The 16,879-nt window shown below is 51.5% G+C and carries 16 protein-coding genes; 13 read left to right on the forward strand and 3 right to left on the reverse strand.

What is annotated here, in order from left to right; genetic code table 11:
* Positions 1-564: 564 nt before the first annotated feature.
* The 10 genes from ACGG9R_RS04655 (at position 565) to ACGG9R_RS04700 (ending at position 9,190) form a co-directional block, all read left to right on the forward strand.
* The gene (locus ACGG9R_RS04655; protein WP_022106034.1) at positions 565-1,314 is read left to right on the forward strand and encodes an amino acid ABC transporter ATP-binding protein; all 750 of its coding nucleotides are present in this window, start codon (positions 565-567) and stop codon (positions 1,312-1,314) included.
* A gap of 15 nt (positions 1,315-1,329) precedes the next feature.
* The gene (locus ACGG9R_RS04660; RefSeq protein ID WP_390152064.1) at positions 1,330-2,022 is read left to right on the forward strand and encodes an amino acid ABC transporter permease; all 693 of its coding nucleotides are present in this window, start codon (positions 1,330-1,332) and stop codon (positions 2,020-2,022) included.
* Positions 2,023-2,269: 247 nt separating this feature from the next.
* Entirely contained in the window at positions 2,270-3,556 is a 1,287-nt protein-coding gene (gene obgE / locus ACGG9R_RS04665; protein WP_390152067.1) for a GTPase ObgE, read from the forward strand.
* 320 nt (positions 3,557-3,876) lie between these two features.
* Positions 3,877-4,167, forward strand: coding sequence for a ribosome assembly RNA-binding protein YhbY (gene yhbY / locus ACGG9R_RS04670; RefSeq protein ID WP_022106037.1), 291 nt, complete (start codon positions 3,877-3,879; stop codon positions 4,165-4,167).
* Complete coding sequence (gene proB, locus ACGG9R_RS04675; protein WP_390152071.1) at positions 4,154-5,296, forward strand: glutamate 5-kinase; 1,143 nt, start codon at positions 4,154-4,156, stop codon at positions 5,294-5,296. Before yhbY ends, proB begins: the two co-directional genes overlap by 14 nt.
* A 366-nt stretch (positions 5,297-5,662) precedes the next feature.
* On the forward strand, positions 5,663-6,265 hold the full coding sequence (gene nadD, locus ACGG9R_RS04680) for a nicotinate-nucleotide adenylyltransferase (RefSeq protein ID WP_390152074.1): 603 nt from the start codon (positions 5,663-5,665) through the stop codon (positions 6,263-6,265).
* A gap of 34 nt (positions 6,266-6,299) precedes the next feature.
* Positions 6,300-6,884, forward strand: a complete 585-nt coding sequence (gene yqeK / locus ACGG9R_RS04685) for a bis(5'-nucleosyl)-tetraphosphatase (symmetrical) YqeK (protein WP_390152076.1) — start codon at positions 6,300-6,302, stop codon at positions 6,882-6,884.
* Between the two features lie 142 nt (positions 6,885-7,026).
* Entirely contained in the window at positions 7,027-7,899 is an 873-nt protein-coding gene (locus ACGG9R_RS04690; protein WP_390152079.1) for an LCP family protein, read from the forward strand.
* 49 nt (positions 7,900-7,948) lie between these two features.
* Positions 7,949-8,305, forward strand: a complete 357-nt coding sequence (rsfS, locus tag ACGG9R_RS04695; RefSeq protein ID WP_390152081.1) for a ribosome silencing factor — start codon at positions 7,949-7,951, stop codon at positions 8,303-8,305.
* Positions 8,306-9,190, forward strand: coding sequence for a S1 RNA-binding domain-containing protein (locus tag ACGG9R_RS04700; protein WP_390152083.1), 885 nt, complete (start codon positions 8,306-8,308; stop codon positions 9,188-9,190).
* Positions 9,191-9,505: 315 nt separating this feature from the next.
* Here ACGG9R_RS04700 and ACGG9R_RS04705 read toward each other — a convergent pair whose 3' ends face one another.
* Positions 9,506-11,239: an NFACT family protein gene (locus tag ACGG9R_RS04705; protein ID WP_390152086.1), complete on the reverse strand. Its 1,734-nt coding sequence runs from the start codon at positions 11,237-11,239 to the stop codon at positions 9,506-9,508.
* 480 nt (positions 11,240-11,719) lie between these two features.
* Here ACGG9R_RS04705 and dapF point away from each other — a divergent pair, with 480 nt between their 5' ends.
* The gene (dapF, locus tag ACGG9R_RS04710) at positions 11,720-12,553 is read left to right on the forward strand and encodes a diaminopimelate epimerase (protein ID WP_390152089.1); all 834 of its coding nucleotides are present in this window, start codon (positions 11,720-11,722) and stop codon (positions 12,551-12,553) included.
* A gap of 89 nt (positions 12,554-12,642) precedes the next feature.
* Positions 12,643-13,536, forward strand: a complete 894-nt coding sequence (locus ACGG9R_RS04715; protein WP_390152092.1) for a YicC/YloC family endoribonuclease — start codon at positions 12,643-12,645, stop codon at positions 13,534-13,536.
* Between the two features lie 66 nt (positions 13,537-13,602).
* Here ACGG9R_RS04715 and queF read toward each other — a convergent pair whose 3' ends face one another.
* Positions 13,603-14,097: a preQ(1) synthase gene (queF, locus tag ACGG9R_RS04720; RefSeq protein WP_390152095.1), complete on the reverse strand. Its 495-nt coding sequence runs from the start codon at positions 14,095-14,097 to the stop codon at positions 13,603-13,605.
* Between the two features lie 85 nt (positions 14,098-14,182).
* A complete protein-coding gene (locus ACGG9R_RS04725) occupies positions 14,183-15,760 on the reverse strand; it encodes a Ppx/GppA family phosphatase (protein ID WP_390152098.1) in 1,578 nt (525 codons plus the stop codon).
* Positions 15,761-15,982: 222 nt separating this feature from the next.
* On the opposite strand from ACGG9R_RS04725, the gene ACGG9R_RS04730 reads away from it, so the two are divergent.
* On the forward strand, positions 15,983-16,876 hold the full coding sequence (locus tag ACGG9R_RS04730; RefSeq protein ID WP_390152101.1) for a cytochrome d ubiquinol oxidase subunit II: 894 nt from the start codon (positions 15,983-15,985) through the stop codon (positions 16,874-16,876).
* Positions 16,877-16,879 lie beyond the last annotated feature (3 nt).

Below are 16,879 nucleotides of genomic sequence, written 5' to 3' on the forward strand. Positions count from 1 at the left end.
GGTATATCTCCTTAGCCATAATGGAAGCGTTGCTTCCTGAGCGGTATGATTCTATGGTGCTATTTTAGCATTCTCCAGTTCCAACGTAAACGGAACATGAGAAACACTTTAATATTTCAAGTAGGGGAGAGGGAAACGATAGGTTTAGATAGGACTAAAAAAGAATGAGTTCGAGAGGGGGTAATAAAAATAAGAAAAGAAATGAGAAACGAGAAATGCGAAATGGCGGTGCGGCGCATAAAAAGCAGAAGCGCCGCGGAGTATAAATGAGACAATGTTTGAAAGTGAGTGGGGAGCGGGTTTCCCGTTTGGGAGTTCCAAACATCGTCCGCCTGACCGCGAATGACAAAGATTTCTCGCTTACGCTCGAAATGACGATACGGGGGAGTCTTAAGTCTCCTAGTTTCCTAGTCTCCAGCTGCTCGAGATCCCTAATCCCTAATCCCTAGATACTAGTCCCTCGCTATCAGTCACTAGTCACCTCTAATTGACCCGTAGCTTTTTTATTGACATGCCTGTATATTTATGCTACTATCTTGAATAAATAAGAAGGGTGTGAGGACTATGTCAGATAAAAAAGTCATTTATGAAGTCAAACATTTGCAGAAATCATTCGGCAAGGTCGAAGTACTGAGAGATATCAATATGAAGATCGAGAACGGAGAAGTGTGTACCATTATCGGTCCGTCCGGGAGCGGGAAGAGTACCTTTCTGCGTTGCCTGAATCTGCTGGAAACGCCGACCGGGGGCGAGCTGTGGTTCGAAGGGAAAAAGGTCAATGAAAAAACTGATGTGAAGATGCTGCGCCGCGATGTCGGCATGGTTTTCCAGTCGTTCAACCTGTTCCCGATGTTCTCCGCGGTAGAGAATGTCATGTATGCGCCGGTACATATCAAGAAGCTGCCGAAAGCGGAAGCGAAAGAGGAAGCGATGGAGCTTCTCTCCCGTGTAGGTCTTGCCGAGCGTGCGGATTATTATCCGGGCGAGCTTTCCGGCGGGCAGCAGCAGCGTGTCGCTATCGCCAGAGCGCTTGCGATGAAGCCGAAGATGCTGCTCTTCGATGAACCGACTTCTGCGCTTGATCCCGAGCTTGTCGGCGATGTACTGACCGTCATGAAGGAAGTCGCCTTAGCCGGCATGACCATGGCCGTCGTCACGCACGAGATGCAGTTTGCGAGAAGCGTTTCCAATCACGTCATTTTCATGGATAAGGGCTATATCGTGGAGGAAGGAAATCCCGAAGATATCTTCACCCATCCACAGGAAGAACGGACGCAGACATTCCTGAAGCGTCTGCTCCATGCTGATATTTAAGGAGATGATGCGATTATGGATATGATATTAGATACAGCTGTCAAATATAATGACATTTTCATGTCAGGTGTGAAGATCACCATCATTATTTCTCTTCTGTCCTGCTTCTTTGGTCTCCTTCTCGGGATCATTCTGGCATTCATGAAGATCTCGGGCATCAAGGTCCTCCAGTGGATCTCGACGGCCTATGTAGAAATCATCCGCGGTACGCCGGTCTTGGTACAGATCTCTCTCGTGTTTTTCGGGCTGCCGTTCCTCGGCATCCATTTTCCCAGCTTCCAGATCATGGGCGTCGACTTTGAGAGACTTTCCGCTGGTGTCCTTGCACTGATCCTGAATTCCGGTGCGTATGAGTGTGAGATCGTCCGCTCTGGTATCCAGTCCATCCCGAAGGGACAGCTCGAAGGTGCGATGTCGCTTGGCTTCTCGAAGTGGGAGTCTATGGTGCGCATCATCATCCCGCAGGCGATTCGCAACATCCTGCCCGTCATCGGGAATGAATTCGTCACCCTCATCAAAGAGTCCTCTCAGGTCTCTGTCATCGGTATGGCCGATCTGATGTATACGGCGACCACCATTCAGGGCATCAGCTTCCAGCCATTCCCGCCGCTCGTCATCGTAGCGATCTACTACTTCATCATGACCTTCTTCGTCTCCATGTGCCTGCGCGTCCTCGAGCGCCGCATGAAGGTGAAGAGTGTGAGATAGCAGGAAATTGGAAAACGGTTCTTCGAAAGGAGAACCGTTTTTGATTTTTTGGGGGGTGAGCAGCCCTCTCGCAGCTATACCATGGCATTTGGATGACAGAATCGCCATTTCGCTGTATAATAAAATAGAATTTTTATGTACAGATGGAAAGCGTGAGGCGCTCCGGAAGAAAGCGGGGAATACGGTATTCTTGTATCGCAGCCGGGCTCTTGCGCACCTTCCTTCTATTTCTCAAACGAGGTACTCCATGTTTATCGATAGAGCAAAGATTATTGTAGTCTCCGGTGCGGGCGGGGACGGGATGGTTTCCTTCCGCCGTGAGAAGTATGTACCGCGCGGCGGCCCGTCGGGCGGTGATGGCGGCAAGGGCGGCTCGGTCTTCATCAAAGCGAATAGCGACCTGAATACGCTGATCAATTTCCGCCGTCATAGAAAATTCGCAGCCAAAGCCGGTGCCAATGGCGGCGCCAAAGAAATGTTCGGCAAAAATGCAGAGGACGTCTTCGTCGAGGTGCCGCTCGGAACGATGGTCTATGACAATAAGACCGGCGAACTTCTGGCGGATATGACGCAGAATGGACAGGAAGCCCTCATCGTCAAAGGCGGGCATGGCGGCCGCGGAAATTCCCATTTCGCGACATCGGCTGTCCGTGCGCCTCTTTATGCGGAAAAAGGCGAGCCGGGTGAAGAAAAGGAGCTGCGCCTCGAGCTGAAGGTGCTGGCGGATGTCGGCCTTCTGGGATTCCCGAGCGTAGGGAAGTCCTCTCTCATCCGCAAGGTATCCGGTGCGAAGCCGGAAGTGGCGGCGTACCATTTCACGACGCTGAATCCGATCCTCGGTGTGGTGAATCTGGACTATGAGAGAAGCTTCGTCATGGCAGATATCCCGGGCCTGATCGAAGGCGCAAGTCAGGGGACCGGTCTTGGGGACGAATTTCTCCGCCATGTTGAGCGTACGAAGGTCCTCATCCATGTGCTTGATGCGGCGGGCAGCGAAGGCCGAGATCCATTGAATGATTTCCATATCATTAATAATGAGCTCGAGCTGTATAGCCCGGAGCTTCGTCAGAAGAAGCAGATCGTCGCAGCGAATAAGACCGATCTCATCGATGACCCGAAGAGGCTGGAAGAGCTGAAGGAGGCTATCGAGAAGGAAGGCTATGACTTCTATCCCATCTGCACGCTTTCCGGAGAAGGCACTCGTCCGCTCATGGAAGCCGTGTGGAAGCTTCTGCAGGAGATCCCCGATGTATCCTTCGAATCTCCGGAAAAGGCCATTGTATATGAAGCGAACAAGCAGGAATTCGAGATCGAGTGCAAGAATGATGTGTACTATATCAAGGGCAAGCGCGTGGAAAAGCTGGTCGGCATGACCGACTTCGAGGACTATGTTTCCCTGCGCCGCTTCGACAGAGCTTGGAGATTCATGGGCCTTGACAAACTCCTCCGCAAGGCAGGCTGCCAGGAAGGCGATACGGTCAATCTGTATGGCGTAGAATTCACCTGGTCGGAGAATCATAGTGAAGAGGAATAGCCGGTGACGGGGAGACTAGGAGACATCAGCCTCTCGTATCGTCATTTCGAGCGAAGCGAGAAATCTTTGTCATTTGCGGCCGAGTGGTTGATGTGTGGAAACCCCAAATGGGAAGCCTGTCATCAAGAGACCTTCGGGCATCGCCGCCATCTATACTCTGCGGCGCTTCTGATTGTTATGCGCAGCACCAGCCCCTTTTGAACCCATAGAACCCATAGAACTCGCTCCCCTTCTTTCGAGCGCAATCAAAAGGCGTTACGCCCCAGAGGCTAACCCAGAACCATAAACCCATAAATCATTTTAACCAAGGAGTTTTTTCCATGCTTACAGGAAAACAGAAACAATACTTAAAAGCTCTTGCTGTGCAGCTGCCGGCGGTCGTACAGATCGGTAAAGACGGCATGAGTGAGACGGTCATCCAGAGTGTGGATGACGTCTTGACGGCACGCGAACTGATCAAAGTGAAGATCAATCAGAATTCGGACGAAGATATCAAGAGCACCGCGCTCTACCTTGCAGGGCATCTCTCCTGCGAGATCGTGCAGATCATCGGCAGAAACTGTGTTCTTTTCAAGAAAAAAGAAAAGAAGTCGCACTATGAATTACCTTAAGACCGGAGATCGCGAAGCGATTCTGAAGAAAAAGCGTGTGGTCGTGAAGGTCGGTACCAGCTCGATCACCTATGAAAATGGGAAAGTGAATTTTCGCTACCTGGATCATCTGACGCGGCAGCTTGCTGACCTCAAGAACCGTGGTCTTGATGTGGTACTCGTCACTTCGGGGGCGATTGGCGTGGGACTGCCCATGCTGGGATTTCATAAGAAGCCGGATTTCCTGCCCTACAAACAGGCAGCGGCGGCCGTGGGGCAGGGCGCGCTCATGAATACCTATGAGCATCTCTTCCATGAATACGGGCAGGCCGTTGGACAGCTCCTTTTCACGAAGGGCGATGCGGTGAATTCGAAGCGCTATCTCTACATGCGAGGTACCATTCAGGCACTTCTTGAACTTGGAGCAATCCCGATCGTGAATGAAAATGATGCGGTATCCGCAGATGAGATCAAGATCGGCGACAATGACACGCTGTCTGCCATCGTCGCAAGCGTGGCAGAAGCCGACCTTTTGATTATTCTTTCCGACATTCAGGGCCTGTATACGAAGGATCCGAAGAGTCATCCGGATGCAGAGCTGATCCATGAAGTCCCTGCCTTCTCCCGCGAGCTTTTTGCCATTGCCGGCGGCGCGGGTACAGCGCGCGGTACGGGCGGCATGTATACGAAGATCCAGGCAGCGGAGATCTGCGTGCATTCTGGCATTGATATGATCATTGCGAAAAGCGATGAGAAGGAAGTCCTGCTGCGCATCATGGATGGGGAGGAGATCGGGACACTCTTCCGCGGTGAAAATGTGCATCCGCAGCTGAAGAAGCGGGATATCATCATCGGTACGGCGGTCAAAGGCAAGATCTTCGTCGATGAGGGATGCAGGAAGGCGCTTCTTGAGAAGGGCTCTTCACTCCTTCCTGTCGGTATCATCGATGTAGAAGGCGCTTTCAGTGATGGGGATACGGTGGCCGTGTACTTTGAGGATCAAGAACTGGCCCGCGGCATTTCTCACTACAGCAGTGAAGATGTACAGAAGATCATGGGACATCGCACCGAAGGGCTTTCCGAGGCTCTCGGCATGGCAGCGCCCTATGATACGGTCATCCACAGAGACAATCTCTTGGTGATGAGATAAAGGGTCCACCGGTCTTATGGAGCGGTGCGCCAGGGAAACACTGATTCAATCGTTATTCGATTTTACTCTTGTATTTTCATGCGATGCGAGGAATATTCCGACGCGAATAGCGAGCTATTTAAGGAGGAGTATGACGAAGCATTGTATGAAAATACATGTGAAATCGAATTCTGCGATCGAATCAGCGTTTCCCTAGGGAGTTATGCGATTTCTGTTGGCAGACAAAATGAAATTTTCAGAAAAATTATACTGGATGGCATACTACTATACCCGCCATCCGAAGGGAAGATTTGAACTGTCCCATATCCTGCAGCTTTTGGCTTTTTGGGCAGTCTGTATTTTAGTGTGCGAAATGGTGCTGTATCTATGGCTGAACGGATAGGTATTTTTGGCGGCTCTTTTAATCCCATTCATGTAGGACATTTGGTGATCGCAGAAGCGGCATGGCAGGAATTTTCGCTGCGCAAAGTCCTTTTTATTCCTTCCGGTGATACACCGAATAAGGATATGCATCACATTGACAAGAATATCCGCTATGCGATGGTGGAAAAAGCCATCGAAGGGAATGGGCATTTCATGATCTCACCCATTGAGCGTGACCGCCAAGGTCCTTCCTATACGGTGGATACCATCCGTATCCTCCAGCGCGAGTTTGGCGATGATTATGAATTCTACTTCATCTGCGGCACCGATGCCGTGGCGGATCTGCCGACGTGGAAATACAACAGGGAGCTTCTTTCTGCCTGTCATTTCATCTGCGCGAGCCGCCCGGGGAATGAAATTGAGATACAGAAGTCCATCGATTACTTTGGGGAACTGGGGAGGAAAAAGATCCATTTCCTAAAGACGCCGGAGCTGGCGATCTCCTCTACGATCCTCCGAGACTGGATCGCCGAGAAGAGATCCGTGCGCTACCTGATCCCGGATGCGGTGATCGATATGATCCGTAGCAATAAATTGTATGAATGAGGCGCGGGGAACACCACCACCTACTGAGGCTGTTATGAAACTGGAAAAAATAGAAAAAGAACTGGAAAAGACATTGTCGCCGAAGCGGTTCCGTCATTCGGCGGGCGTCGCAGAGATGGCCCGTCATTTGGCGCATCTGTATGGGGCATCAGAAGAAAAGGCATACCTTGCCGGCTGGATCCATGACTGTGCGAAGGAGATGACACTCTCCGAAATGCAGCATGTTGTGAAGAAAGCACATCTGACATTTGATGATGCAAAGCATATGCTTGGGAGCCGTGCGTTGCTGCATGGCCCGGCAGGGAGCGTCCTTGCCAAAACGGCATTTGGCATCGATGATGAAGAGATCCGGGGAGCGATCTATTATCATACGACGGGGCGCGTCGGCATGACGCTTCTCGAAAAGATCGTATTCCTCGCAGACTATATCGAGCCAAACCGCGATTTTCCCGGCGTCGAAGACCTGCGGCTCCTCGCAGAGAAAGACTTGGACGAAGCCGTACTTGCGGCGTATGATTCTACGATTTCCCATCTCATCGATCAGGAAGCGTACATTTATGGCCTCACTTTCTTAGGCCGCAATGATATGGTGGAAAAGCGGGAGAAGACCGGTCGGTAATCGGAGACCCTTCTGCTCGAAAGAGAAATGCCTCTTGCGGTGTGAGTGCCGTGAAAGTCCATATCCTTCTTTTTACAGCGCTGCTTTGGGCAGCAGGGTTTTCTGTGGAGAGGATACATGAAGGAGGTTTTACCTCGAAGGTATGATGAAAACGAAAAAAGGAAAGACAAGGATTAAGCTAAAAAAGCTTTTTCTTTTCCTGCTGATGGTGGTTTTGGCGATCGCGCTGCTCGTCTTGGGCACAGAAAAAATCGTGCACTTTGCTACGGGGCGCATGCATGCCGATGAAGCAAAGCCGACCTACTACCTCTTCATCGGAGAGGATGAGACGGCAGGAAGCGAGGCGGATGCCATGCTGCTTCTAGCGGATAATGATAAGAAAAAAGAAATGACCTTCATTTCTATTCCGCCGAATACCAAGGTCATCCGTCAGGAAAAGACAAATCTTCTTTTGAAGGATACGTTCAAAGAAGGTGGCGCAGAGGAAACAAAGTCAGCGGTGGAGAATCTGCTCCACATCCGCATCGACAAGTATGCGGTCGTGAACTATGCCGATTTTCGGGAGAATGTGTCGAAAGCCGGGCTCATTTCTCTCTATGTAGAAAAATATATGGAGCATCTCGATCGGGATGGATCCTTTGATATCGGACTGAATCAGGGCTACCAGCCGCTTGACAGCGAGCAGGCACTCGGCTATGTCCGCTACGTGGATAAGGAGGATGGAGAGATCGGCCGTATCCAGCGACAGGAACGATTCCTCAAGATCTTCCTCTTGCATCTTCAAAGTCGCATGGCACTGCGGAACTGGCTGACCGTCCGCTATGGCTTTCGTGCGGTCGAGAGTGATATCACGCCGTCTGAGGCGGCCTCTTTGGCATATCGGCTGACCGGCTATCCGCCGGAAGGATGCAAATTCATTATTTTCCCGGGCGAAATGCAGACCATCGGGAAAGTCAGGACTTGGGTGGTGAATCCGGTGGAAGCACAGAAGGTGCTTTCTCTGACGATGGAATAGACGGGGCGCACCCAGGCATCACCTATTAGAATAAAAAAGGAGCATATGTATGGAAAACAATCTTCAGACCATTTGTGAAGCATTATCGAATAAGAAAAGCGTACTCATTAAAGTACTGAATGTCCGTGATCTCACTTCGATCGCAGATTATTTCGTCCTCTGCTCGACCAGAAATCAGAAGCAGTCTCAGGCCGCGGCGGATGAAGTGGAAGAAAAGATGGCAGAACTCGGCGTGAAAGCGACCCGAAAAGAAGGCTACCGCGAAGGGGACTGGATCCTTCTCGACTTCGGCGATGTGATCGTTCACATTTTCACCGATGAAGAAAGACGTCATTACGATTTCGATACCCTCTGGAAAGAAGCGCCGGCAGAAGAATACCACGACGAGGGAGAAACGGAGAAATAAATGGAAGAGACCAGGATTCCTGCCAAACAGGAAAGTATATATAAAGAAAACTCCATCGCAGAGCTCCCGGTCGTCCGTGTCTCCGGCTTTGGTGCCTTTTTGGACGGAGGTACAGGAAATTCGAAGGATGATATCCTCCTTCACAAAGGGCAGCAGACCCACGAGGTGAAGGAAGGGGAGAGGGTCAAGGTCTTCCTTTACCACGACCCGCATCACCGTCTGACGGCCAGTATGCGCCTGCCGCAGATCGCCATCGGCGGCATCGGCTATGCGCCGGTACTTTTGACGACTCGTTTCGGCGCATTCGTCGACGTGGGGACGGAGCGAGGCATTTTCCTGCCCTTCTCTCAGATGATAGAGAATGTCACCGAAGGACAGCAGATCTGGGTCAAGCTTTACGAAGACAAGACTGGCCGTCTCGCTGTCACCATGCATGTCGATGAAGAAATGCGCGCCATCGCGCTGCCTTTCAAGGAGGCAAAGCTCGGGGACACGGTGACTGGCAGCGTGTATAATGAAACCGGAGAGGGCCTTTTCCTTGTGACAAGAGACCGCCACCTCGCGTTCATTCACAAGACAGAGCTTGCAAGATCCGTGCGCCTTGGGGAAGAGGTGACGGGACGTATTTCTTACATCCGAAGTGACGGTCGTGTGAATCTTGCGCTCCGCCCGCAGAAGGAAAAAGCGATGGAAGGGGATATGGCTCTTCTCATCAGCTGTATGGAGCGCCATGGCGGTCTCCTTCCGCTTACCGACAAAAGCGATGCCGATCTCATTAAGAGTACCCTTGGCATCAGTAAGTCCGCTTTCAAAAGAGCGGTAGGCCATCTTTTGAAGGAACGGAAGATCACCATCACGGAAGGAAAGATCCGCTTGAAAGAGTAGCGAGACGTTTTACTCCGCACCTTTGGTGAATGCATGAAAATGAAAACGCGCCGATGAGCATATGGCTCATCGGCGCGTTTTTCATTTTGAGTAGCTAGGGATTAGTAGTTAGGGATTAGGATTCTCGAGTAACTCGTGACTGGTAGACATCAGACTCTCTCGTATCGTCATTTCGAGCGGAGCGAGAAATCTGTTTCGTTCGCGGTCAAACGGACGATGATAGGAAGGTCGAAACGGGAAATCTGGGATCAAGCCCCTCATATATTCGCGGCGAAGCCGCCACCCTAATCCCTGGTCCCTGGTCACCAGTCACCACTATTCATCCTTTATTTCCGTTGGAATGGCTGCGATCGTCTTCTGATGTGTATAATTCACAAGGCCTGGTGGACCATTCGGGATCTTCTTGACGTAGCGGATGAGTGTGTAGTCCACATCCACCTTGCCGGAGTCTTTTCCCTTGCTGTTCCATGCGGCCAGGGCAGCAGCTTTTTCGATGGTTGCGAGGGGGACGGTCAAGCCTTCTGTCTCGATCACGACGTGCGAGCCGGGGATCTGCCGCGCGTGCAGCCACAGATCCGTCTTGGCGGCTTTTTTGAGCGTGAGGAATTCATTCTGGGTATTGTTCTTCCCCATGAGGACGCGGAAGCCGTCGATGGTGAGTGTGGTCAGGAGAGGTTCATTTTTACGCTTGCGATTCACCGGTTTCTGTTTCCGCCCACCGATGCGTTCGATGCCGGTATCTTTCAGCTCTTCCTTCAAAGCATCCAGATCCTTTTTGGTTTTGACCTCCGTCGCAAAATACAGCACATCTTCAAGGTAGCCGATCTTTTCATGACATTCGTCCAGCTTTTCACGTCCGATGATAAGGCGCGTTTTCATTTTATTGTATTTTTTGAAATAGAGCTGGCTGTTTGCGGTGACAGAAAGAAGCGGATCGACAGGGATCGTTTCTTTCGTAGGGGGATCATTGAAAAGGTTCTCGACGGTGAGCGCTTTTCTTCCATTGATCTTTTCATAGGCGTAGATCGCAAGCAGATTGCCCCAGAGCTTGTATTGCTCCGTCTTGGAGGTCTCCTTCATTTCTCCTTCGATCTTCTGGATCTTTCGCTCTTCCCTTTTGATGAGGGTGTGGATCTTCTTCTGGTAGTCAGAGAGCTGTGCGGCCATGGTACCGCCGGAAGATTCGGCTTCCCTTTCGAGCCACGGGACGATGGGGCTGCATTCGATCTCCTCGCCGAGGAAGGGCAGGGCGATCGGACTGACCATCGGCTTCCCCTTGGCATTCTGATAGATGTGAAGGGCATCCGAGGTCATGATATCCTCTTTGAGGAGAAGTATGGCAGAGAGCAGGGAGTCCTCCTCGGCCTCTGTCAGGGAGGCGAGGGTGGATGTCATCAAGACCTTGCTCAGATGGCCCAGCTCATCGACGAGGAAACGGGAGAAGCCGTTGAAGGTATGGAAGAGCCATTCTTCGATCGTACTCTCTGTTCCCTTACCGTAGTCGAGTATATTTTTCAGTTCCTCTTTGGAGAACTGCATGAAATTCATACGCGCGCTGTTTGTCGGAAGATGGTACACTTCCCCGGGGACGAGCAGGCGGTCGCCCTTCCTGCCGCGAAGACAAGCATCGATGATCGTATCCCCTTCCGTCAGGACAAGATTCGGTGAGGAGGGGAGAAGCTCGGCCCAGAGCGTTTTGGTGACGATCTCTCCGGCGGCCTCGATGCGGTCAAAGGAAAAGGCCAGGATGCGGTCCATGTCGATCTGCCGTACTTCCGAGAGACGGCTTCCTTCCAGATGCTTGCGCAGTGTCATGCAGAAGGTCTGTGACGGGGTATACTGATTTTGCACCTTGCTCTTCGATGTGAGGTATACGACAGGCGGCGTGTGGGTATTCGCGATCATGTGGACAGGCTTTGCATTCGGGCAGAACAGTTCGATGTCCATGATGCGGTTGTCGATCTGATGGATCTGCCGCACTTGTGCAGGGATGAGGAGCTTTTGCAGCTCTTTGACGAAAAGATATAAAGAGGCACTGTCGATTTGCATGGGAGACTCCTTTTGAGGGAAAAGATTATGGGGGACAAGGTTCGGGGTTCAGGGTTAGCCCACGGGGCGTACCGTCCCTGAATGCGTACGAAAGAGGGGTAGTGGGTTCTACAGGTTCAGCGGGTTCAGAGGAGGCAGAGGGGGCAGCGGGGGTGGTGCGGCGCATTTCGTCATCCTGAGCGGAGAAAAACGTCGTATGTTAAAAATGGCTTATCTGAAAATATGAGAACTGAGTCGAAGGATCTAAGCGCCGCGGAGATTTGGGACTAGCGGTTTTCTCATATCGTAAACCTAATCCCTAGCTACCAGTCACTAGTCACTTCTACTCCCTATTCCCTGCTTAATCGCAAAGCCTATGAAATACTTCTATAAGTATATCACGAAAGTGAAAGCGTGCGGGAAATATGGTAAAATAACAATGATAGTTAGATATTTGATCTGTGTTTCTCTAGACTGTCATATAGAAAGGATGAAACCACTATGCACTTTACCAAATGGCATGGCTGCGGCAATGATTATGTATTTGTGAATGGTTTTGAAGAAAATTTCGATGACGTATACAGCAAGATCGTCGCCATCAGTGATCGACACTTCGGCGTAGGCTCTGACGGCGTGATCTTCCTCCTGCCTTCGGACAAGGCAGATATTCGTATGCGTATGTTTAACAATGATGCTTCGGAAGGCGAGATGTGCGGGAATGGCATCCGCTGTCTTTCGCGCTGGGCGTATGAGCTGGGACTGGTGAAAAAGAAGCGCTTCTCCGTCGAAACGGGGGCAGGCATCCTTTATCCGGAGATTCTCGAAGATGGGAATGTACGCGTCGATATGGGCAGACCGCATCTTCTGGCGGATGAGATCCCGGTCATGGGCTATGGCAAAGGACCTGTCATCGCACAGCCGCTCACCAATGAAGCGAATGGCAAGACCTATACCGTCACCTGTGTTTCCATGGGAAATCCGCACTGTGTCATCTTCGTGGATGATATCAAAGACGTCGATCTCACCGGGGAAGGCCCGCATCTGGAGGTGGATGCCCATTTCCCGAAAAAAACGAATACGGAATTTGTAGAGCAGCTTGGCGAGCATCATTTCCGTATGCGTGTGTGGGAAAGAGGTACAGGGATCACCATGGCCTGCGGCACCGGCACCTGTGCGACTGTCGTCGCAGCGATCCTGAATGGCCGTACCAAAGACTATGCTGACGTCGATCTCGACGGCGGCGTGCTCCATATCGAGTGGGACGGAAAGCCGGAAAGTCACGTCTTCATGACCGGGCCGGCAGTCAAAGTCTTTGAAGGAGATTATTTCGGATAAGAAGGATGCGTGACCACGCATCCGATGTAAGGGAAACGCTGATTCCATCGCGGGATCCGTGTTTCCTTTACTATTTCATAAGGAGAACTATGATGAACAGCATGACTGGTTTTGGCCGAGGGATCGGCGAAAGCGAGATCGGCAGCGTGACCGCAGAGATCAAAGCGGTGAACAGCCGGTTTTTAGAGATCAATATCAGAAGTGATCATTTTTTCGGCAGTCTGGAAGAGATCGCCCGCGCGGCGGCCAAGAAAACACTTTCGCGCGGAAAGTTAAATATTTTTCTGTCTTTTACACCGACGGCTTCGGCGAAAGCGACGCGCGTCGAGGTGGATGAAGGTCTGCTCTCTGCCTACCTTTCTGCGTTAGCCGATATCAGCGGAAGAAAAGGTGTGAAGAAGGGGAAGGTGCATGTATCTGACCTGCTCTCTTTGCCGGAACCGTTTCTCACGATCAGAAAAGAGACTGCGACTGAGGAAGAGATGGCACCGCTTGTAAAAGCGGCGATGGAGGGGGCGCTTGTCTCGCTCATCGAAATGCGCCAGCGTGAGGGTCATAACCTGAAAGTCGACCTGAAGCAGCGTCTGGCATTTCTTCGGGAAAGGCTTGCCTTCCTGCTCTCCCGGCAGGATCTCGCAGCCAAAGCCTATGAAGAACGCCTGCGCCAGCGCATGGAGAAGATCCTAGAACAGATGAACTTCGAGGTCGATGAAGGCCGTATTCTGGAAGAGGTTGCTCTTTTCTCCGAAAAAACGGACTACACAGAAGAGGTCGTCCGTTTTGCAAGCCATCTGGATCAGTTCGATGCCATGCTCGAGAGCGAAGAACCCATCGGACGCAAGCTCGACTTCCTTCTCCAGGAGATCAATCGGGAAGCAAATACTACCGCTTCCAAGGCGAGCGATGCGGAAGTCATCGATACCGTCATCCAGGTAAAGACCGAGCTTGAGAAGATCCGCGAGCAGGTACAGAATATTGAATGATCGGTGAGCGGGGATCAGGAAAGCATCAAAAAAGCAGCGAACGGGTCGCTGCTTTTTTGATGCCTCTTATCTGTTATTCACCATTTCCGGATTCATATCATGATGCAGGAGACGGAAGCGGGCAAAGTCTTTCCATTCGGTATCCGGTGTGCCGTAGTTGCAGTACGGGTCGATGGAGAGCCCGCCGCGGGGGAGAAATTTGCCCCATACTTCGATATAGCGGGGATGGAGAAGCTCGATGAGGTCACTCATGATGATATTCACGCAGTCCTCGTGGAAATCGCCGTGATTGCGGAAGCTGAAAAGATAGAGCTTCAGGGACTTGCTTTCCACCATGTACTGATCGGGGATGTAGGAGATATAAATGGTCGCAAAGTCCGGCTGTCCTGTCTTCGGGCAGAGGCTGGTGAATTCTGGGCAGTTGAACTTGATGAAATAGTCACGATCTGCGTGCTTATTGGGGATGCGTTCCAGAAGTGAAGGATCGTAATCATAGGTATACTTGGTATTCTGGCTTCCCAGCTGCTTGAGCTGGTCCAAGCCTTCACGTGTATTTGGCATGGGGATATGCTCCTTTATAAAAAATGAGAAAAATGCGTGTCGATTTCAGAGAAAACTCGTGTTTTTCCGATCCACGGGCTTATTTTCACAGCTTTTGTGCTGCTTCGACGAGCTCATTCCTGTGGCTGCTTCCGGGGAACCACTGGATGCGGAAGGGAAGATGGAATGTTTTTTCAAAGTCTTTAACCAAAGACGCTGTCGCGTGAGCAGGGACATCAAAATTTTCCCGATCCGTATAGACGCGAAGATCCATCGCAGCCTTGTAGGAGGTACAGATGACACGGGTGATGCAGTGCTCCTGACTTTCATCGAGGCCTTCCGCCATGGCAAGGAAGAGGGAGAGGATGCGGACCTGACGCATCTGTGCAGCCGTCAGGATATGTGCCTGCCCATTCGCTTTGAGGTACTTTCCGGAGTATCCATGGTGAAAAGCACAGATCAGAGCGCACATCACTTGTTCACTGTGTGTCCAGCCGAAGATATGCGCATTCGCTGTCATGTAGCAGCTGTGGCGGGCGTGGCTGTAGTAATTGATCAGATTTCCTATGTCATGCAGGCGGGCTGCCGCGGCGAGAATATCACGCATGCGCGGGTCGAGCTTGTGGACCTTCTGCCACTGATCGAACATGGCGAGTGCGGTCGCGGTGACATACTTGGTGTGGAAATCATAGGTTATCGGAAGGGTATCGAGATAATTCTGCACCGAGCAGCGGAGCATGTCGTGCTGCTTTTCTCCGTTTTTGTCGTAGATGGGATCATAGTAGTGGAAGAATAGCCCTTCACGCAGACCGCAGCCGGAGATCGTGAGATACGACGCCTTCGCTTTCCGCAGGATTTCCTGAATGACGAGCGCACCTGCGATGATGATGTCGGCGCGCTCGGAAGAGAGCCCGCTGATCTTCTGCCGCTCCTCATAGGATTTTCCCGTGATCATGCGGACTTCTTCGAAGACATCCTCGACGGTGAAACGATAGTTGTGGAGCTTCGGCAGCGGATAATTCACTGCGCGCTGGTGGATCTTGGCGAGATTTCGGACAGTACCGCCGATGCCGATGACCGGCAGAGGCTCGCTGGGAAACCACTCGACTTTGGAAAGCACATTCTGGATGAAGCGCTGTATGGTCTCGATCTTATCCTGATTCACCTCGCGGGAGGATTGAAACATCTCCGTCAGCGTCACCGCACCGATCGGGATGCTGATAGAATGGATGCGTTTTTTGTTTTTGACGAGAGAGATCTCTACGCTCGCCCCGCCCAGATCGAAGAGGAGGAAATCCTTCTGATCGATGGTATGGCTGACACCGGAAAAGCCAAGCGCAGCCTCGGCCTTGCCACTGATGATCGTCATGGGGATGCCGGTCGACATGCGGACGCGCTTCAAGAAAGAAGCCCCATTGATGGCATTTCTGACGGCTGCTGTCGCGACAGCGAGTACCTTTTTGATCTTTTGCACTTCGATGATATGGGAGTAGACAGCAAGACAGTTGAGGGCCCGTTGCTGCGCTTCCTCTGTCAGAAGGCGAGAGGTGAGCGTCATCCCCTCCGCCAGGCGGATAGATTTCTTTTCCTGATAGATCAATTTATAAGCGCCATGCTCTCCGATCTGCATGATGATGAAGCGGATGGAGTTCGAGCCTAAGTCAATGATCGCGATGCGTTCCATGGAGTCTCCTTAAAAAATAAGAAATGGAAAAGCCGGAGGAGAGATGCTTCCTCTTTTTTAAGTCATTTCTCTCTATGATTTTATTGCGGTTCTTTTCTATTCTACAACATTCGCGAAATGCTGAAAAGGGGCGCGATGGTCGCGAATTTCCGCTTATTGTGATATACTTTTGTAGAAAAGTGCTTCCATTATTGTTGATAGAAGGAGGATAAGGAGGATTATATGAATTCCGTTACACCCATTTGGCCCGCTGTCTTTTTAGGCATGTATCTGTTTCTGGAATTGCTGGACTGGGGGCTGTCACTCGCTGCCCCCTTTGTAGCAAGGAATCAGGAGGAGAACAAAGCGGTGCTCTCTCTTTTAAAACCGGGTATCGATCTCAATGAAGCCTGGCTGATCTTTGGCCTGTCGCTCGTCGCATCGGCGATGCCTGCGGCTGCGGGAGATACGATGCATGACTCCGTCATGGCGGTGCTTTCCGTGGCCGTCGTGGGCGGCGCGCTTCGCATCCTCGCGGCTTTCTTCAAAAATGTGTTCGGAAGTGCGCTGATCATGAAAGGGATGAGTCTTTATTCCGCTCTTGCTCTGTTTGTAATCGGACTTTCCTGCGGTTCTATGGTGACAGGCGGAGATCTGATGTCCGGGGTGGGGATCGTGATCTCACTCTGGCTCATTCTGGCCGCTTTCGAGCTCGCTGCTCTCTATGGCGCGGTAAAGATCATGAACCCGCTCGGCGAGCGCTGCCGCGCGGCCTTCCTAGTATCGAGCATTCTCCAGCTGCTCTTCTTCCTCGGCATGGCATTCCTGCTGAAAGGGGACATCGCAGACGGTCCGCTCTCCGGTTTCTTCTGGATTGGTCTTGCCGTATCGTCCGTTTTGAGCATCGCCGCCTTCGTCCTCGCCCGCATGCGCCGCACGATGGTCGCTCTGGCTGCACTGTATATTGCGATATTCTTCTCCGTCAGTCTGTATGCGGCCGGGCTTTCGTCCAAACTGCAGGGCGCATCGACGCCGGATCCCATGGTCATGGCGGTCATCACCGGATGGACTATCGCTGTTCTCCTGTGGCGTCTCTATCGGAAGAGAGTGGCCTATGAGTGGAAGGATCATATCTAAAGA

Source organism: Dialister sp. i34-0019-2H8 (assembly GCF_042846925.1).
Taxonomy (GTDB): domain Bacteria; phylum Bacillota; class Negativicutes; order Veillonellales; family Dialisteraceae; genus Dialister.